Source organism: Corynebacterium sp. HMSC074E01, from assembly GCF_001808885.1.
Lineage (GTDB): Bacteria > Actinomycetota > Actinomycetes > Mycobacteriales > Mycobacteriaceae > Corynebacterium.
This window is the reverse complement of the sequence record NZ_KV794854.1, coordinates 377,122-395,726: the sequence shown is the minus strand read 5'-3', so window position 1 is coordinate 395,726 and position 18,605 is coordinate 377,122. Positions and strand designations below refer to the sequence as shown.

Genomic DNA, 18,605 nt, shown 5'->3' with positions numbered 1-18,605 from the left:
GGGGGAGATTTCCATGACCACCACCGCCACACGTTCTTCAACCGCTTACTTTTCCATCACCAACCCGGATAATCCACACGCGGTTGCTCGCGCTAAAGCCCGCCGTGCCATCTATGACACCTGGCAGGCAGCCATGCCCAGCCTTGACGCAGACATCAACACCACCGCACTATCCCTAGTAGCTGCCTGGTCACTTCCGGAAGGCCACATCAAATCCGGCCTGCGCGCCATCCACCGCCTTAACAGCCTGCCGAAAGTCAAAGCCATACAAGACACCTTGTGTCTGCTCGACATCGAGTCCTTGATTGCCATTGATCAGCCCATGTCAGCACTAACAGCCCTAACGGATGAAACCCTGGATTTCATCGACACCATCCTGGCCGATTTCTTCACCCCAACCAAGGCGAATCAGGCCTTTCCCTCACGCAGCCAAATTAGACGCAAGGTCCGCGATCTCTGTAAAACCCTGGATGACTCCATAGCCTTTCGCGACACCCGCCCGAAAGACACCTACCACTTTTCTTCCAACGGTACGTCTGCGTGGCTAGAACTCCAAGTAAAAGAAGGCACTGGCATTAAACTCGATGCCTTTATCCGTAAGACGGCAACTCAGCACGACCTGACGATCCCTGAAGCAGTCATCAAACTCTTAAGCGGTGAAATACAACCACCAGCTACCGTAGTGCTACACACCTACCAAGCCTGCGATATCGAGAATGCTCCAACCTATGTTGAAGGTTTCGGGTGGCGGCAAGAGGCCATGCCGCATGATAAAACCCGGGATTTAACCGGTGATATTCCTGAAGCAGACGGCTACCAACCAGGAATCATCATGCGCAAGCATGTGGAAGGACGCGACGGGACCTGCCGAGTCGGCGGCTGTGAAGAACCCGCCTTTCTTACCCAACTCGACCACCGGCATAACTGGGCCGATGGTGGGCCAACCCACCCGAAGAACCTGGCATGCCTATGCCAAGGCCATCACAATATGAAAACTGATGGCACCTTGAACTACCTGCTAGATCCCTACAGTGGGGATGTCATCTGGCTTTTCGCTGACGGCACCTGGACAATCACCGAAGCTGACGGGCCACTAGCGCCTAAGCAGAAACGATGGGCACAAACAGTCGCCCAACACATCACCACCACCAGAAAACGCATCCGCGAAGAAGCCCAACAGCTCAAACAAGAACTCGACGACTACGCACAACAACAAGCCAAAGCCAAGACCGAAGCCCAGACCGACACCGACAGCAGCGAGGACATCCCTTTCTAAACCCCGTCGCCTCAAACGACGACAAAAGAGCCGAAGGGCCCCGTCGTTTCAAACGACGAAAAACTCAAAACACACCCCTTACAAGGATTCAACCCAGACTCGTCGTCTCAAACGACGGCACCCCCCACAGTCCAGGAAGAACCAGAAAGAAAGGTAAACCCCAAGAACACACCCACCGTCGCCACAGACGACGACCCCAAAGCACCAAGTATCGAGCTCTAAACTGACACCGTCGAAAAGAACGACGAGGAAGGTCCTTCGATTGGCGCAGAAATGCCAAAGCCTTCCTTCACGATTCGTGCGTGTCAGGAAGGCTTGGGAGGGGCGGGAAGAGTTATGCAGTCGTGTTGACCGGCTGGCTCTCGAGCTCGTCTGCGTCTTGGTCCTCGTTCATTATGTGTGAGGCTCCGTTACCAGCAGCGTCCCAGACGGCTTCGTCTTGAATGCCGGCGCGCTTGGCCACGATGGTGGCACACAGCGACTGACCCGTGACATTAACGGCGGTGCGGCCCATGTCAATGATGGGTTCGATGGCCAGCAAGAGACCCACACCAGCGAGTGGAAGGCCCAGCGTGGAGAGCGTCAAGGTTAGCATGACAGTGGCGCCTGTCGTGCCGGCTGTAGCTGCGGAACCAATGACGGAAACGAAGATGATGAGAAGGTACTGGGTCGGGGAAAGGTCAATTCCATAGAACTGTGCAATGAAGATAGCGGCGATGGCCGGGTAGACGGAGGCGCAGCCGTCCATCTTGGTGGTTGCGCCTAGTGGGATGGCGAAAGAGGCGTATTCGCGGGGCACGCCCATGGCCTTTTCCGTAAAGCGTTGGGTAACTGGCATGACGCCCATGGAGGAACGGGTGACGAAGCCGAGGGAGAAGACGGGCCACACGCGCTTGTAGAAGCCAACAACCGGGATCCGGTTGAAGACGAGCACGGCGGGGTAAACCACGAAGATGACGAGTGCAAGGCCCACATACATAGCGAGGACGAACTTGCCCAAGGAGCTGAGTGCATCCCAACCATAGGTGGACACGGCTTTACCGATGAGGGCGGCGGTGCCAATCGGGGCGAGGCGGATGATCCACCAGAGGACCACCTGGATGACCTTGAGGAAGGACTCGGTAAAGCGCAGGAAAGGATCAGCCGCCTTGCCGGCCTTGACCGCGGCGATACCGAGAGCCAAGGAAATGACAAGGAGTTGAAGGGCGCCGAAGCTGAGGGAGACTTCGCCGTCGCTAAGCGAGGCCTTGAGTCCAAAGAAGTTGGAGGGGACGAGCTGCTGGAGGAATGCGGTCCAGGAGCCAACGTTGGAAGGGTCGGAGGCGGTGGAGGCGTCGACAGTCGTGCCTACTCCAGGCTTCATCACGAGGGCGACGAGAATGCCAGCCAAGACGGAGAAGAAGGCCGTGATGGCAAACCATACAAGGGTAGAGATTGCCAGCGAGGCGGCGTTAGCCACCTTGCGCAGGTTGGCAACCGAGGTGACGACAGCCGCGAAGATGAGCGGCGGGACCATCACCTTGAGCAATTGGACGTACGCGCCGCCGACGCCGGACAGGGTGTCGGAGAGCCACTCAGACTCCATGCCGGAGGCGATGAAACCGAGAATGAGACCGATGATGAGACCGGCGATGACTTGGGCGCCAAAGCCGGTGGCCCACGAGGGCAGCGTGCGTGAGGATGCACGAGAGGAAGTGTCTGACACGAGATTTTCCTTCTAGACAGTGTTGTATAGAAATGGACCATTTAGTTCGGTACGATCATACCGATCGGTTCACTTGAACTTATAACACCGTACGCTGCCCAGAAATTCCCCCGCAAATTATGGGATACGCTTGGTCCATTCATCGTTGAGGAATTTGGTGTCGACGAGGTGGCGGGCGGCGGCGAGGGAGTCGTCGGAAAGCTCGGCGTCGATGGCGCCATAGCGGGTGGCGAACTCGCGCGCCATGGTCTCGATGATCTCCTCGCGGGGCACGCCAGTCTGGCGGCGGAGCGGGTCGACGCGCTTCTTTGCGCTGGCAAGACCCTTGGACGAGACCTTGACCTTGCCGATGCGCAAGACCTCCATCATCTTGTCCGCATCGATGTCATAGCTCATCGTGGTGTGATGCAGTACCGCGCCCTTACGGCGCTTCTGGGCGGCGCCGCCAATCTTGCCGCCGTCCGAGGTGATGTCATTAATCGGCACGTACCATGCATTGACGCCAAGCTTGTTCAGCGCCGCGAGCACCCACTGGTCCAGGTATTCGTAGCTGGCCTCGTAGGAATAGCCGGCCACGAGCGACTCCGGGGCGTACAGGGAATAGGTCACGCAATTGCCACCCTCCATGAACATCGCGCCACCGCCGGAGATTCGGCGCACCGGAACAATGCCGTGCTTGTCGACGCCCTCCTGATCCAGCTCATTGGCATAGGACTGGTAGGAACCGAATACGACGGCACGATCTTCCCATTCCCAAAATCGGAGCGTGGGCCCACGCTTTCCTTCAGCAACTTCGTTGAGGAGAACCTCGTCAAGTGCGACATTTACGGGCGTGGGGAGAACACCTGGGCGCAGGATCTCCCAGTGGTGGTCGGTGAAATCGGTGCCACCAGACAGCGCGCGCTTAACGGTGACGGCAAGGTGGTGGGTGTCAAAGCCATGGAGAGCTACGGGTGAATCGATTCGTGCAAGGGCTGCATCGAGGCGGGACTGGATCTCTTCTGTCGAGGTGGCGGTGGTGGTGCCGACCAAGGCGGGGGCTAGTGCCTCATAGGCCTCCTCAGGCTCGAGGAAGAAGTCGCCGGAAACCTTCGCGGCAGTGACGGTGTTGTCGGTGTCTAAATCGAGGTCAACGACGAGCAACTTGCCGCCGGGGACCTTGAGCTCAAAGTGCTTAGTGTGGTTCATAGTTGTCAGCGTACTCAGCGGTGCTGTTCGGAGAGGCGGGGTAGTGGCAGCTGGAAAACGCTGGGGCAAGCAAGTAGGTTTAAGGTATGTCACGTTTTAGCCCACTGAACTGGCCCGTCGTGCGCCAGATCCGGAACAAGGATGCCTTCGGTCGCGATGTGTCTACGCAGTCGGCTAAGAGCGAAGATCTGCGCGGACGCACCGTAGACGCGGACCGCGTGGTGCAATCGGTGTGCCCCTATTGCGCGGTGGGCTGTTCCCAGCGCGTCTATGTCAAGGATGACAAGGTCATCCAAATCGAGGGCGATCCGGACTCCCCAATTTCCCGCGGGCGTCTGTGTCCTAAGGGCTCGGCCTCTGAGCAGCTCATTAACTCCTCGACTCGCATCACCACGATCAAGTACCGAGCACCCTACGCCACCGAATGGCAGGAGCTCGATGAAGAGACCGCGATGAACATGATCGCGGACCGCTTCGTGGAATCGCGCGCAAGGCACTGGGAGGACGTCGATAAGCAGGGGCGTCCCCTTAACCGCACGATGGGTATCGCTGGGCTGGGCGGTGCGACGCTGGATAATGAGGAGAACTACCTCATCAAGAAGCTGTTTACTGCCACCGGCGCCATTCAGGTGGAAAACCAGGCGCGCATATGACACTCCGCCACCGTTCCTAGTCTAGGAACTTCGTTTGGCCGCGGCGGCGCAACCCAACCGCTGCAGGATATGGCGAATGCGGACTGCATCGTCATCGAGGGTTCTAACATGGCGGAATGCCACCCAGTTGGTTTCCAATGGGTCGTTGAAGCCAAGAAGCGCGGCGCGCGCATTATTCACGTTGATCCGCGTTATACGCGTACGTCTGCCTTTGCGAACCGTCACATCGGTATTCGCGGTGGCACCGACGTGGTGTTGCTCGGCGCGATTATCAAGTACGTGCTGGATAATGACCTGTATTTCCACGATTATGTGGTGAATTACACCAACGCGGCGTCGATAATTTCGCCGGGCTTTAAGGACACCGAGGATTTGGAGGGCCTGTTCTCTGGATACGACGCAGAGAAGGGCAAATATGTCACGGACTCGTGGCAATATGTCCAAAAGCCCGAGGGCTCCTCGTGGAACGTGGAGAAGGACATGACGCTGGAGGACCCGAACACGGTCTTCCAGATTCTCAAGCGCCACTACTCGCGCTACACCCCGGAGATGGTGGAGGAGACCTGCGGTATTTCGCCGGAGGACTTCTACTACTTGGCGGATTCCATTGCGCAGAATTCCAACCCGGAGCGCACGACGTGCTTCGCCTACGCGCTGGGCTTTACCCAGCACACTTTGGGTGCACAGTTCATCCGCACCGCGGCAATCCTGCAGCTGCTCATGGGTAACGTGGGCCGCCCCGGTTCCGGCATCATGGCGCTACGCGGGCATGCTTCGATTCAGGGTTCGACGGATATCCCGACCCTGTTCAACTCGCTTCCGGGCTACCTGCCCATGCCGCATGTGGACCAGGAAACCTGGGCGGATTACCTGGATTCTTTCCGCGCGGCGGACCAGAAGGGCTTCTGGCAATTGGGCGAGAACTACGCGGTCTCGCTCATGAAGTCCTACTGGGGCGATGCTGCTACCAAGGAGAACGACTGGGGCTTTAACCTCATGCCGCGCCTCTCTGGAGCACACTCGACCTATGAGACCTTGCTGGCCATGCTGCGCCATGAGGTAGAGGGCTACTTTGTCTTCGGTCAGAATCCGGCGGTGGCGCAGTCCAACGGTGGTATGCAGCGCCGCGGTCTCGCTTCCCTGAAGTGGCTGGTGGTACGCGACTTCCAAGAGATTGAGACCGCAAGCTTCTGGAAGGATTCGCCGGAGATTAAGAACGGCGAGCTGAAGACTGAGGACATTGCTACTGAGGTCTTCCTCATGCCGGCAGCTACCCACGTGGAGAAGTCCGGAACTTTTACCCAGACTCAGCGCATGGTCCAGTGGCGTTTCCAAGCGGTTCCGCCGCCTGGGCAAGCGCGCAGTGAGGCGTGGTTCTTCTACCAGCTGGGCAAGAAGATTAGGGAGCGCCTCGCGGATTCGACTGATCCGCGCGACCTGCCAATCAAGTCCGTAACTTGGGACTACACCGAAGATGAGCACGGCGATCCGAGCTCGGATGAGATTTTGCGGGAGATCAACGGTTACTATCTCGACGGCCCGAAGAAGGGGCAGCTCTTGCCTGCCTTTACAGAAATGCGTACCGATGGCTCCACCTCCGGCGGTTGCTGGATTTACACCGGTGTGTACAAGGACGGCATCAACCATGCCGCGAAGAAGGTTCCGGGTTCGGAGCAAAACGAGGTTGCTCTCGACTGGGGTTGGGTCTGGCCGGCCAATCGCCGCATCTTGTACAACCGTGCTTCCGCAAAGCCGGATGGAACTCCGTGGTCGGAGCGCAAGAAGTACATCTGGTGGGATGAAGAGCAAGGAAAGTGGGTTGGCGATGACGTGCCCGACTTCCCGTTGACGAAGCGCCCGGACTACGTGGCACCTGTCGACGCCATTGGCCCTGATGCCCTCGATGGCGACGATCCGTTTATCATGCAGGCCGACGGCCTAGGCTGGCTGTTCGCGCCGAAGGGATTGTCTGACGGCCCGCTGCCGACTCACTACGAGCCGCAAGAATCACCGGTACACAATGCGCTGTACAAGCAGCAGCAGTCGCCGACGCGTCTGACAATTAAGCGCGAAGACAACCTCTCCCGCCCGGAGCCGGGGGAGCGCGGTGCTGATGTTTTCCCGTTCGTCTTCTCCACCTATCGCCTGACGGAGATGTATACCTCGGGTGCGATGTCACGCCGCCTGCCTTATTTGGCGGAGCTGCAGCCGGGACTCTTCTGCGAGGTGGACAAGGAGCTGGCCGCCAAGCGTGGATTGGTCAACGGTGAGTGGGCCACCATCGTGTCCCCACGCGGTGTCATCGAGGCACAGGTTCTGGTAACGGACCGCATGGAGATGCTTACTATCAATGGTGAGGACTTCCACCAGATCGGTCTGCCGTATCACTACGGAGAATCGGAGACCACCGAGGTAGCCGGCGATGGCGCCAACGACCTGTTGGGCCTGACCCTGGAACCAAACGTATTCATCCAGAATTCCAAGGTGGGCGCGTGCGATATCCAGCCGGGCCGCCGCCCGCGTGGCGAGGCACGTCTTCAGCTCTTGCACGAGTACCAAGAACGAGCACACCTCACCGTGGACTCCGGCAACCGGATCCTGGATGTTGACGATGCCTTCAGCACTGAGAAAGCAGCTACCGAGGACAACACGGGTGATGATGCGACTGCTGGAAACGTCGCCGACTATGAAGGCAAAGAAAGCTAAGGAGGACCAATGGCTAATCTTTTGACCGAAAAGGCTGATAAGCACGGCTATGAGTCCTATCAGCGCATGGCTTTCTTTACGGATACCTCGATTTGCATTGGCTGCAAGGCCTGCGAGGTGGCGTGTAAAGAGTGGAACCGAAACCCGGTTGAGGGGTACGCGGTCACCGGTGACTCTTATGACAACACTGGTTCGCTGGGCGCCAATACTTGGCGCCACGTGGCCTTCATTGAGCAAAGCAACGAGCGTATTCAACAGGCTCGCGAGGAGGGACGGAAACTTGTTTCGCTAGGCATGCCCAAAGCTTCCGCCCCAAGCATGACCCCGGATACCGATGATTTCCGGTGGTTGATGTCCTCCGACGTGTGCAAGCATTGCACCAACGCTGGATGCTTGGACGTGTGCCCGACAGGCGCGCTGTTCCGTTCCGAATTCGGCACCGTCGTGGTCCAAGATGATGTGTGCAATGGTTGCGGGACATGCGTGGCCGGTTGTCCGTTCGGCGTGATTGAGCGCCGCGATGACGGCGGCGTGACGCTGAAGGCGGATAAAACGGCCACCGTGGACTACCAGGTTCCGGACCACGCGGGCGTAAACGTGTTGGCAAAGCTGAAGCAACTCAAGCCGCAGGGCCCCGACCATACACCGGGACAGGCCATGCCCATTAAGAATCTGGGCGTGGCCCAGAAATGCACCATGTGCTATGACCGCCTGAAAATTGGTGAGCAGCCTGCCTGCGCCAAGACCTGCCCGACGGACTCCATCCAATTCGGCCCCTACGAGGAGATGCTTGCCGCAGCGCGGGAGCGCGTGCGCGTCCTCCACGAGCAAGGGCTGACGGAGGCTCGTCTCTACGGAGCAAACTCGCAAGATGGTGTTGGGGGAACGGGATCAATCTTCTTGTTGCTCGACTCTCCTGAGGTTTATGGGCTGCCGCCGGATCCGCGCGTGCCCACGGCGGATTTGCCGCAGATGTACAAGACCGCAGCGAAAGCTATCGGAGGAATGGCGCTGGCTGTGGCCGGGGCATTCATGTTGGGAGGCCGCAAGTGAGCGAGTTTGATGAGTACCGCCCGCCGCAGGAGCCTAGGCGCAGGCGTGGCGGCGGCAAGAAGCGCCGGCGTGGACGAGTCGGAGCCGGCGCACAGGATGGTTCCAAAGAAGAGCGCATGGCCGAGGACTTCGAGTTCTCCTCGTATTACGGCAAGCCAGTAGTCAAGGCCCCGCCGTGGGAGTGGCCCATCGGCGGCTATTTCTTCCTCGGCGGCGTGGCCGGCGGTTCTGCGATGTTGGCCGCCGGTGCCCAGGCCACTGGGAACGCACCGCTGAAACGCTCGACGCGGTTGACGGCTTTCTCCGCGGCGTCGGTAGGTTCGGTCTTTTTGGTGCTGGACCTCGGCCGCCCAGAGCGCCTGCTCAACATGTTCCGCGTCTTCAAGGTGACCTCGCCGATGTCCATCGGCTCGTGGATCCTGGGCAGCTTCGCTTCCGCCGCGGCCCTGCCCGCGGTCGTGGAAGCGGACGAGCTGGTCGGTGGTGTGCTGCCGGAGCCGCTTCGCCGCCTCCTCAATAAGGCCGCGGGCCCAGCAGGCGCTGTCGCCGGCGTGCTTGGCGGACCGCTGGCGGGTTACACCGCGGTGCTGTTGGCCAACACATCAAACCCGACGTGGAATGACGCGAAGAAGCACCTGCCCTATGTGTTCGTGTCCTCGGCCTCGGCAGCGGCGTCGGGTGCTGTCATGGTCTTTACCCCGGTGGAGAATGCGGGCGCGGCACGAGCGCTCGGTATTACTGCCGCAGCGGCCGATCTGGCCGCGACCCGTGTCATGGAAGCGAACATGGAGCCTGAGCCTCTTCGCCCGCTGCACGAAGGCACGCCCGGGAAACTCATGAAGGCCTCTGAGGCGCTCATCGCCGCGGGTGGGGTGGGAACCGTAATCGCGTCGGCGACAAAGTCGCGCGCGGTGTCGGTGGTATCCGGCGTGGCGCTCATGGCGGGATCCGCGTGCACGCGCTTTGGCGTGCTCAACGCTGGGCTGGAGGCGGTGAAGGATCCGTCGACAAGCATTGGCCCCCAAAAGCGGCGCGCTGAAGCCCGCCGCAGGGCAGAGGGCCTCAGCCATTCGACGGTGACTAGCGGATAGAAATCCGTGCATCGCCCGGCACAGTCCGGCCAATGACTGGGTAGCCGGGAACCTCGCCGATGACGAGGAGTCCACCGGATGTTTGGGCATCGGCGAGGAAAATCAAGTCTTCCTCGCTCAAATCTGTGTCGAGGTGGGGGCGCACCCAATCCAGATTGCGGCGCGAGCCACCCGGGATGAAGCCATCCGCCAAGGCATCCTTGGCACCTTCAATCGCAGGAACAGCTGAGAAGTCCAGCTCTGCGCCTATACCGGAGGCGCGGCACATCTTGTAGAGATGGCCCAGAAGACCAAAGCCGGTGACATCGGTTGCCGCGCGCACCCCGGCCGCCACGGCTGCCGCAGAGGCATCCCGATTAAGCGCGGTCATGGAGTCCACCGCGGCCTGGGAGACCTCACCGGTGGTTTTGTGCTTGTTATTGAGGATGCCCACGCCAATCGGCTTGGTCAGCGTGATGGGAAGTCCAGCTTCGGCGGCGTCGTTGCGCAGGATTTTATCCGGGTGGACGATACCCGTGGCTGCCAAACCATAGGTGGGTTCCGGTGCGGTGATGGAGTGGCCGCCGGTAATGGAGATGCCGGCCTGAGATGCCACGTCCATGCCGCCGCGCAGAACCTCGCGCAAAATGTCGAGACCAAGCACCTCGCGTGGCCAGCCAACCAGGTTGATGGCGGTGATGGGGGTGCCGCCCATGGCGTAGACGTCGGAAAGCGCATTGGCAGCAGCCACGCGGCCCCAGTCATAAGGGTCATTGAGCATCGGCGTGAAGAAATCCGCGGTAGAGATGACCGCCAGGCCGTTGGGGATGCGCACGGCGGAGGCATCGTCGCCGTCGTCAAGCCCGACCAGCACGTTGGGGTCCGCGGTGCCCACGAGGCCCTCCACAGCAGACTCGAGTTCTCCCGGGGGAATCTTGCAGGCGCAACCGCCACCGGCGGCAAAGGACGTAAGTTTAATGTCAGTCATAAGTCCTACTTTAGCCCCGTGTAAGGTGAGCAGACGGAGGCGTACGTGTCCTGGTGGGCGCCCCGGTCTTCAAAACCGGTGAGGCCGAGCATCTCGGTCTGGCAGGTTCGATTCCTGTCCGTCTCCGCCATGTGCGCAGCTAGGAGGAACTTTGATGACTGACCCCCGCCGCTTTATCCCGAAGATGGATGAGATCCTCCAGTACCCGGCGGTGCAGGATGCCCACCACCGCCTGGCGCCGCACTCGGTGCGCGGGATCATCGACGCCGTGCTTGCCGACGCCCGCTCCGGCTCCCTCGCCCCCTCCCAGATTGAGGAGGAGCTGGCCACCAGGCTCGATGCTGTGCAGCCATATTCCTTGCGCCACGTCATCAACGCCACTGGCGTCATCATCCACACGAACTTGGGCAGGGCTCCTTTACCGCCGGCAGCGGTAGATGCGCTAGTGTCCGCGGCATCGTATACGGACGTTGAGATGGATCTGGACAGCGGCCTGCGCTCACGAGATAGGGGCCGCGCGGCCGTTGATGCGGTATTGGCTGCATGCCCCGGCGCGGAGGATGCGCTGATAGTGAACAACGGTGCCTCCGCGCTGCTGTTGGCTACGGCGGCCTTGGCCCCTGGCAAGGAAGTCATCATCTCCCGCGGTGAGCTCATCGAGATTGGCGCGGGATTCCGCTTGCCCGAGCTCATCGAGTCCACGGCCACCCGCTTGCGCGAGGTCGGCGCTACGAACCGCACTCACCTGGCGGACTATGAGCGGGCGATGGGGGAGGACACGGGAGCCATCTTGAAGGTGCATCCCTCCAACTTCCTGATCAGTGGGTTCACTTCTTCGGTATCGGTTGCTGAGCTTCGTGCGCTCACCGACTTGCCGCTCATCGTGGATATCGGTTCGGGGTTGCTTAGACCAGATGACGCGCTGCCGGCAGAACCCTCCGCCAGCGAGGCTCTTCGCGATGGCGCCGACGTTGTCCTCTTTTCAGGGGATAAGCTGCTCGGCGGCCCGCAAGCCGGGGTGCTCGTCGGTGCAAAGGAAGCGATTACTGCGTGCAAGAAAGATCCGTTGGCGCGGGCGGTGCGCATCGATAAGCTACGGCTCAACGCGCTCGAGGCCTCTCTGTCCACGCCCTCCAACGCCGTGCAGGACGCGCTCCACATTGATCCGCAGCGCCACCGCGAGCGCACGGAGAAGGTGGCAGCGGCAGTTGGCGGTGAGGTCGTCGAACACGCCGGACGCGTCGGCGGTGGCGGGGCACCCGAGGTGCCGCTACCGGGGTGGGCCGTGGCGTTGCCAGAGGAGTTGGCACGGCCGTTGCGGTTGGGTGAGCCTCCTGTGGTGGCGCGCGTGAATCAGGGGCGCTGCCTGGTGGATGTGCGGTGTGTGCCGGAGGCACAGGATGCCGAGCTCATCGCGGCATTGCGGGCGGTGATCTAGGTGTATGTAGTGGCCACTGCGGGGCACGTGGATCACGGCAAGTCGAGCCTGGTCAAGGCGCTGACGGGGATGGAACCGGACCGCTGGGAGGAAGAAAAGCGGCGCGGATTGACCATCGATTTAGGATTTGTGTGGACGAGGCTGGGCTCGGGCGCGGACGTCGCATTTGTCGATGTGCCGGGGCACGAGAAGTTCTTGGGCAACATGCTGGCCGGGGTGGGGCCGGCATCGGTGGTTCTCTTTGTGGTGGCGGCCGATGAAGGCTGGCAGGCGCAGTCCACCGATCATCGTGACGCGTTGCGTGCCCTGGGAATCGAGCACGGCGTGGTGGCGCTGACTCGTGCTGATAGGGCTGATACTGCCCGCCGGGCAGAGGTAGCCGCGCAGGTCAAAGCAGAACTGGCTGGAACAGCGCTTGCCGACGCTCCCGTAGTCGAAGTCTCGGCGAAGACCGGCGAGGGCGTGGAGAAGCTGCGTGCCGAACTGGACCGGGTTCTCGCCGGTATGCCCACGTCGGATCCGCAGGCGCGCGTGCGGTTGTGGGTGGATCGCGCCTTCAGCGTGAAGGGCGCTGGAACCGTGGTGACGGGAACGCTGGCGGCCGGGACGGTTTCGGTAGGCGATGGCCTTGAGCTCAGTGGGCAACGCGTCACGGTGCGTGGGGTGCACAGTGAGAACAAGGCAGTGGACAGCGCTGCACCCGTCACGCGCGTGGCGCTCAACTTGCGCGGGGTGGCTGCGGACCAGGTTCATCGCGGAGATGCTTTGCTTAGCCCTGGGTGCTGGCGTGTGCTCGACACCGTGGATGTGCGGCGAACGTTCGGTACTGACATGAGCGAGCTTCCGCAGAACCTCGTGGTGCACATCGGCACCGCGGGAGTGGGCGCGCGGCTGCGGCCTTTAAGAGGTGAGTTCGCGCGGTTGACTCTGGAAAGCCCGTTACCGCTTACTTTGCTCGATAGGTTTGTGGTGCGCAGTCCGGGCGGGCGGCACGTCGTGGCCGGTTTAGAAGTGGTGGATGTGCACCCAGCTGAATTAAATAGGCGCGGTGATGCCAAGAAGCGCGCTGTTGAGCTAGAAGCTTTAGAAGCAACGAACCCGGCCCAGTGGCTCAAGCGCTGTGGCTACGCGGAGCTGCGTGGTCTTGTGCGCGACGGCTTTTCTGTGGCAGAGAAGCCGGCGGGAGTCATTGAGTTCCGCGACTGGTGGATCGCCGCCAGTCAGGTCACTGCGTGGAAAGGGGCTTTGATTCAGGCTGTGGAAGCCCATGCCGAGGCGAATCCGCTCTCCCCGGGGCTGACGAAGGCAGCGGCCATGGATGCACTGGGACTGACCGAGCCGGCCTTGTTAGGCCTAGCGGTAGCAGCTGCCAAGCTCGAGACAGTTGATGGCGTGCTGCGCATGCCCGGGCAGACCGTCGACCTCGGCCCCGCGGAGAGGGGAGTGGCGGAGCTCGAGCGGCGACTGCGCGAGGACCCCTTTGCTGCCCCGGAAGCGGAAGACCTCAAAGAGCTGGGACTGGGACCGAAAGAGCTGGCCGCTGCTGAACGCGCCGGTCGCCTGCTCCGGCTGGCCAACGGTGTGGTGCTTCTGCCTTCAGCTCCGCGCGAGGCACTCGCCGTGGTCTCACAGTTGGAACAGCCCTTCACCCTCTCGGAGGCGCGCAAGGTACTTGGAACGACGCGCCGGGTTGCCATCCCGGTGCTGGAGCACCTCGACGCCACGGGGGCGACGCGCCTAGTCGACGGAAAGCGATTCGTGCGCGCGGCAGGGGCAAAGGAACCAAAGTAACGGCACCATTTGTGGCCGGATTTCGGAGAAATCCCAGGTCAGTGTATTAGGTTAAGCGCATAAGGTGCCAGTTAAAAGGTGTCTTTGGGGGACGCGAAGGCGCGTGGACCGGCCGGCAGCGGTGAGGCAAGGGGATCGGCCGGGGCAGTGAACTCCCAATCGGCATTGGGGTTGAGCACTGGCGGGATAGCAGGCTTGTTCGGGTCGATCGGCAACGGCGGGACTGCGGGGGCGAAGAGCTCGGCGGGGTCTATCGGAAGGTCCACTGCGATGCGGCCCGCGGCAGCATAAGCACGGGCGGCAAGGGAGGCACCGGATTGGGTGGCGGCCGCGAACGCGGCGGCCAGCGCTGGGGCATCGGAGAGCCCCGCGCACGGACCGAGGACGAGGTTGTCGTGGGTGGCGAGGACGGTGTCGTCGAGAAGCACGAGCGTCACGAAGAACTGTTCCGTGCCCATCGTGCGGAGCTGATATGCGGTGAGCTCGCCTTCCGCGACGCGAACAAGCGCGCCCTGTCCGCCGTTGAGCAGCGCGGTACCCGCCGGCTGATTGTTCGCGGGAATCATCCACGGGTCGAGCCCCAAGGCAACGGCGACCTCCACCTCGCCGTCAATAATCTCGACGGTGGCCTGCGTCGTTGGAGTCATTGCCGCAGAGCGCAGACGATTCAGCGCGGGATACTCAGCGGACTCTTCGCCATCGAGCGCACCGAGAAAACCGAAATCCGATCGCACACGCCAGCCGCCAGTAGCGGGATCGGGGAGCAAGGAAACGCCGACAAGCGCAGGCTGGTGTGCCAAACCCGGGATGCTCAACGCGGTGGAGAAGTTCACGTGCTCAAGAACCGCGACGTGCTCGACACCAAAATAAGAAGGAGCTAGCGGATACAGCGCCATGGTTGCGACAGTCACCTCATGAGTCAGATGGGAAGCGATGGACTTCTCTCAAGCTTACGCAGGAGCCGGAACTCGGATACGGTCGATAGGAGACTAAAAACAACATATCGATTAAGGAGTGAAGACCCATCTCGGCTGATTCTCACAGTTCGGTGAATAACACCGACAAGAGCAAGAAGCGCACGCGCGAGGCCAAGCGGATTCTAAAAGACATAATTTATCCGCACAACATTCACCCGGCCTTGGTACCGGGCGTGTCCATCGAAGACCAGAAGGTCAAGTATGGGGTGGACAAACCCATCTTGATCGTCGTGGGCGGACTCATTGTGGCCTTTGTGGCCTGGGGTGTCTTTGCACCCGATCAGGTTTTCAATGCATCCTCGGCGGCTTTGGATTGGGTCATGCGCAACCTGGGCTGGATTTTTACCGCCCTGGCAACCTTCCTGATGTTCCTGCTCCTCATCCTTGCTTTCTCCAAGTACGGAAAAATCCCCTTGGGCGTGGATGGTGAGAAGCCAGAATTCTCCACGGTGAGCTGGGCAGCGATGCTCTTTGGCGCCGGTATCGGAATCGGCATTATCTTCTTCGGCCCTTTCGAGCCCCTAAGCTACTACCTTTCGCCGCGCCCCGGCTCCTATGAGGCAGCCAGCGATGAGGCTGTCATGGGCGCGATGGCGCAAGCGGCAATGCACTGGGGAATCAATGCCTGGGCAATCTATGCCATCGTGGGACTCTGCGTGGCCTATGTGTCTTACCGGCGCGGGCGAGTACCGCTAATGAGCTCCATTCTCATGCCGCTTTTTGGCAACCGCGAAACGGATTCCACGCCCGCACGCATCATCGACGGCCTAGCCATCATCGCCACGCTCTTTGGCACGGCGGCAACGCTCGGCATTGGTGCGTTGCAGATTGGCCGCGGCGTGGAGATTGTCAGCGGCTGGTCCGCCACGGGCAACACGGCGGCCTTGGTCATCATCATCGTGCTCTCCATCGGCACGATCTTCTCCGCGGTCTCGGGCGTATCGAAGGGTATTCGCTGGCTGTCCAATATCAACCTGGTCTTAGCGCTGGGGCTCGCGGTCTTCTTCTTCGTCGTGGGGCCCACCGCCTTCTTGGCCAACATGCTGCCCGCCGTCATCATTGAGTACCTCGATGAGATGCCGAGCATGCTCTCCGCCAATATGGGCCAAGGCGAAGAGATGGTGTCATTCCTGTCCTCGTGGACCACGTTCTACTGGGCTTGGTGGGTGTCCTGGTCACCCTTCGTAGGTGTATTCGTGGCCAAGATTTCCCGCGGCCGCACCATCCGCCAATACATTTTGGGCGTCTTGCTCATTCCTTCCGCGATCATCGTCTGCGCCTTCACCATTCTGGGTGGCACCACGATTTGGTTGCAGCGCCGCGACGGCGATATCGCCCCCGATGGGACGATTGACTCCATGCCGCCGGCCGAGGACATCTTCTTCACCGTCCTGGATCACCTGCCGGGCGCGCAGATCATGGCGCCGCTCGTGTTGGTGATGCTCATCGTCTTCTTCATTACCACGGCGGATTCCGCGTCCATCGTGAACTCGCAGCTCACGCAGCGCGGTAACCCGAACCCGAAGCCGGGCGTCACCATTTTCTGGGTCGTGTGCATGGCCGGCATTGCTGTCGTGATTCTGCTGGCAGGCGGCCGCAATGCCCTGCAAGGCCTGCAGAACCTTATTACCGTGACGGCTCTGCCTTTCGCGGTCATCATTGTGCTCATGTGCATCGCGCTGATTCGAGAATTGCGGCACGACCCCGCGGCCATCCGTACCTTTTACGAGGATCAGGCAATTTCCAACGCCGTCATCCATGGCGTGCGCGAGCACGGCGATAACTTCGCGCTAGCCATTGAGCCGACTGCGGTTGACTCCGATTACGCCACCGGTGCGGAGTTCGATTCCACCGCAGCGGAAGTCACCGAATGGTACGCACGCACGGATGAAGAAGGCCACGCGGTGGGCTATGACTATGAAACCGGCGAATACACTGACGATGATCCAACCGTGAAGGATGGCGAGTCACTGGTGCTACCCCCAGAGGAGAACTCCGACAAGCTATAGTTTCCCACTATGGACTTAGCCACCATTGCCTTCGCTTTCAGCCTCGTGCTGCTGTCTGGCTTGTCGACGTCTATCGGTGGCGCCCTAGCCGTCGGCAAGCGCGAGCCCGGCCCGAAGTTCATGGCGGCTGCCCTGGGTTTGTCCGCGGGCGTGATGCTCTACGTCTCCTTCATGGAAATCCTGCCGGAGGCCCTGAAGAAGCTAGAGAGCACTCTCGGGGACGAGGCGCGCGCCACCTGAACGATGATGGGGGCCTTCTTCGCGGGCATTGCGATTATCGCCATCATTGACCGCCTCGTGCCGGAGGAGATCAACCCGCACGAGCCGGCCACCACTGAGGAAGAAGCACGCCGCAAGAGGCTGATGAAGACCGGCATGTTCACTGCCTTCGCGCTGGCCATCCACAATTTCCCCGAGGGCTTCGCCACGTTCCTCTCGGGCCTGGAAGCCCCAGAGATTGCTATTCCCGTTGCCGTAGCTATTGCCATCCACAACATCCCCGAGGGCATTGCGGTGGCGGTACCCCTGCGCAGCGCAACGGGGTCACGCAAGAAAGCCTTCTGGTGGGCCACGCTATCGGGCTTGGCCGAGCCCCTCGGCGCTCTCATCGGCTTCGCGCTGCTGATGCCGTTTATCGGGCCGATGACTTTCGGCATCAGCTTCGCCGTCATCGCCGGCATCATGGTGTTCATCTCCCTCGATGAGCTCTTGCCCACGGCGGAGGAGACCGGCGAACACCACTGTGCCATCTACGGCCTTATCGCCGGTATGGCGGTCATGGCAGTGTCGCTCGCGATGTTTATTTAACGCGCTCCGCGGTGGCCTTGACCGCCATGATGATGGTGACGATAACGGCGCCCAAAATAAAGCCGCACAACATGGACAAACCGGTGTCCGCCAACCAGGCGAGGACGCCGTTGTTGATGCTCTCGGTCACGTGGTGGATAAAGCCATAAGGCTGCTCGGCGCCGAATTCGCTCAGGCCCTTGACCACGATGTGGCCGCCGACCCACAGCATGGCGGCGGTACCGATGATGCCGATGATATTGAGCACAATGGGCATGCCCTTCACCAACGCGGTGCCCAGGGCAGAGTCACCATCGTGGCGCTTGAGCAGGGCCACGCCGATGTCATCCATTTTGACTAGCAGTCCAACGGCGCCGTAGACGCCCAAGGTGAGGAGGACACCAACGGTGACCAAGGCGCCCAGGCGCAGCCAGAATGGTTGGTCGATGACCTCGTTAAGGGAAATCACCATAATTTCGGCTGAGAGGATAAGGTCCGTGGTGATAGCGGACTTGACCAGGGAGTCCTCGGCATCGGGGCCCTTTTCTTCCACGGTCTGTTCGTCCTTCTCACCGCGGTGGAGGACAGCATGGAAGATCTTCTCTGCGCCCTCGAAGCACAGGTAAGCACCACCGCACATGAGGATGGGGGTGAGCGCCCAGGGCGCGATCCACGACAGGATGAGCGCGATCGGCAGGATGATGACGAGCTTGTTGATCAGCGAGCCCTTGGTGATACGCCAAATCATCGGCAGCTCACGCTGCGGCTTGACGCCCTGGACATATTGGGGCGTGACGGCGGCATCATCGACAACGACTCCGGCGGCTTTCACCGAAGTCTTTCCGGCCAAAGCTGCCACGTCGTCGACGCTGGAGGCAGCGGAGCGGGCGATCAGGGCGACGTCGTCAAGCAGGGCAAAGAGGCCACCGGCCATGGCTCACATCCTTTTAAGATAGGGGAGAAGT

The 18,605-nt window shown here is 60.9% G+C and carries 12 protein-coding genes, 1 tRNA gene and 1 pseudogene; 9 read left to right on the top strand and 5 right to left on the bottom strand.

Translation table 11 applies throughout. The annotated features are described in order from the left end of the window. The first annotated feature begins 13 nt into the window (after window positions 1-13). Entirely contained in the window at window positions 14-1,276 is a 1,263-nt protein-coding gene (locus HMPREF2537_RS11210; RefSeq protein WP_070529069.1) for an HNH endonuclease signature motif containing protein, read from the top strand. A gap of 334 nt (window positions 1,277-1,610) precedes the next feature. Here the strand turns inward: HMPREF2537_RS11210 and HMPREF2537_RS11205 are convergent, their stop codons facing one another. After that, entirely contained in the window at window positions 1,611-2,981 is a 1,371-nt protein-coding gene (locus HMPREF2537_RS11205) for a dicarboxylate/amino acid:cation symporter (protein WP_070529065.1), read from the bottom strand. A 117-nt stretch (window positions 2,982-3,098) separates the two neighbouring features. Beyond that, window positions 3,099-4,169, bottom strand: a complete 1,071-nt coding sequence (locus tag HMPREF2537_RS11200) for a lipoate--protein ligase family protein (protein ID WP_070529063.1) — start codon at window positions 4,167-4,169, stop codon at window positions 3,099-3,101. Between the two features lie 86 nt (window positions 4,170-4,255). On the opposite strand from HMPREF2537_RS11200, the gene fdnG reads away from it, so the two are divergent. From fdnG to nrfD, 3 genes are read left to right on the top strand one after another with little or no spacing between them, the layout of a single operon-like run. Beyond that, entirely contained in the window at window positions 4,256-7,528 is a 3,273-nt protein-coding gene (gene fdnG / locus HMPREF2537_RS11190) for a formate dehydrogenase-N subunit alpha (protein ID WP_232770869.1), read from the top strand. 9 nt (window positions 7,529-7,537) lie between these two features. Beyond that, window positions 7,538-8,581, top strand: a complete 1,044-nt coding sequence (locus HMPREF2537_RS11185) for a 4Fe-4S dicluster domain-containing protein (protein WP_070524873.1) — start codon at window positions 7,538-7,540, stop codon at window positions 8,579-8,581. Next, complete coding sequence (gene nrfD / locus HMPREF2537_RS11180; protein ID WP_070524875.1) at window positions 8,578-9,672, top strand: NrfD/PsrC family molybdoenzyme membrane anchor subunit; 1,095 nt, start codon at window positions 8,578-8,580, stop codon at window positions 9,670-9,672. Before HMPREF2537_RS11185 ends, nrfD begins: the two co-directional genes overlap by 4 nt. Here nrfD and selD read toward each other — a convergent pair. Further along, window positions 9,662-10,639 carry a selenide, water dikinase SelD gene (gene selD, locus HMPREF2537_RS11175; RefSeq protein ID WP_070524877.1) on the bottom strand — a complete coding sequence of 326 codons (978 nt, stop codon included), beginning with the start codon at window positions 10,637-10,639 and terminating at the stop codon, window positions 9,662-9,664. The genes nrfD and selD overlap by 11 nt on opposite strands. Window positions 10,640-10,674: 35 nt before the next feature. On the opposite strand from selD, the gene HMPREF2537_RS11170 reads away from it, so the two are divergent. The 3 genes from HMPREF2537_RS11170 to selB all read left to right on the top strand — a co-directional run bounded on the left by HMPREF2537_RS11170 (window position 10,675) and on the right by selB (window position 13,868). After that, window positions 10,675-10,769: transfer RNA gene (locus HMPREF2537_RS11170), tRNA-Sec, on the top strand. Window positions 10,770-10,793: 24 nt separating this feature from the next. Beyond that, window positions 10,794-12,077: an L-seryl-tRNA(Sec) selenium transferase gene (gene selA, locus HMPREF2537_RS11165; RefSeq protein ID WP_198531058.1), complete on the top strand. Its 1,284-nt coding sequence runs from the start codon at window positions 10,794-10,796 to the stop codon at window positions 12,075-12,077. Then, on the top strand, window positions 12,078-13,868 hold the full coding sequence (gene selB, locus HMPREF2537_RS11160) for a selenocysteine-specific translation elongation factor (protein ID WP_070529050.1): 1,791 nt from the start codon (window positions 12,078-12,080) through the stop codon (window positions 13,866-13,868). A 71-nt stretch (window positions 13,869-13,939) separates the two neighbouring features. Here selB and HMPREF2537_RS11155 read toward each other — a convergent pair whose 3' ends face one another. Beyond that, complete coding sequence (locus tag HMPREF2537_RS11155; RefSeq protein WP_246820316.1) at window positions 13,940-14,779, bottom strand: hypothetical protein; 840 nt, start codon at window positions 14,777-14,779, stop codon at window positions 13,940-13,942. Window positions 14,780-14,916: 137 nt separating this feature from the next. On the opposite strand from HMPREF2537_RS11155, the gene HMPREF2537_RS11150 reads away from it, so the two are divergent. Together HMPREF2537_RS11150 and zupT are read left to right on the top strand one after the other, a co-directional pair. Further along, entirely contained in the window at window positions 14,917-16,854 is a 1,938-nt protein-coding gene (locus HMPREF2537_RS11150) for a BCCT family transporter (protein ID WP_070529043.1), read from the top strand. A gap of 9 nt (window positions 16,855-16,863) precedes the next feature. Then, window positions 16,864-17,661 (top strand): annotated as a pseudogene (gene zupT, locus HMPREF2537_RS11145) (zinc transporter ZupT). On the opposite strand, the gene HMPREF2537_RS11140 reads toward zupT, so the two are convergent. Then, the gene (locus HMPREF2537_RS11140) at window positions 17,654-18,574 is read right to left on the bottom strand and encodes a DUF808 domain-containing protein (protein WP_070529036.1); all 921 of its coding nucleotides are present in this window, start codon (window positions 18,572-18,574) and stop codon (window positions 17,654-17,656) included. The pseudogene zupT and the gene HMPREF2537_RS11140 sit on opposite strands and share 8 nt — an antisense overlap. Window positions 18,575-18,605 lie beyond the last annotated feature (31 nt).

Bases quoted from the DNA above. Each gene is read 5' to 3' on its own strand.
- HMPREF2537_RS11140 (WP_070529036.1), bottom strand. From the start codon at position 18,574: ATGGCCGGTGGCCTCTTTGCCCTGCTTGACGACGTCGCCCTGATCGCC.
- HMPREF2537_RS11185 (WP_070524873.1), top strand. From the start codon at position 7,538: ATGGCTAATCTTTTGACCGAAAAGGCTGATAAGCACGGCTATGAGTCC.
- selD (WP_070524877.1), bottom strand. From the start codon at position 10,639: ATGACTGACATTAAACTTACGTCCTTTGCCGCCGGTGGCGGTTGCGCC.
- HMPREF2537_RS11200 (WP_070529063.1), bottom strand. From the start codon at position 4,169: ATGAACCACACTAAGCACTTTGAGCTCAAGGTCCCCGGCGGCAAGTTG.
- selA (WP_198531058.1), top strand. From the start codon at position 10,794: ATGACTGACCCCCGCCGCTTTATCCCGAAGATGGATGAGATCCTCCAG.
- HMPREF2537_RS11210 (WP_070529069.1), top strand. From the start codon at position 14: ATGACCACCACCGCCACACGTTCTTCAACCGCTTACTTTTCCATCACC.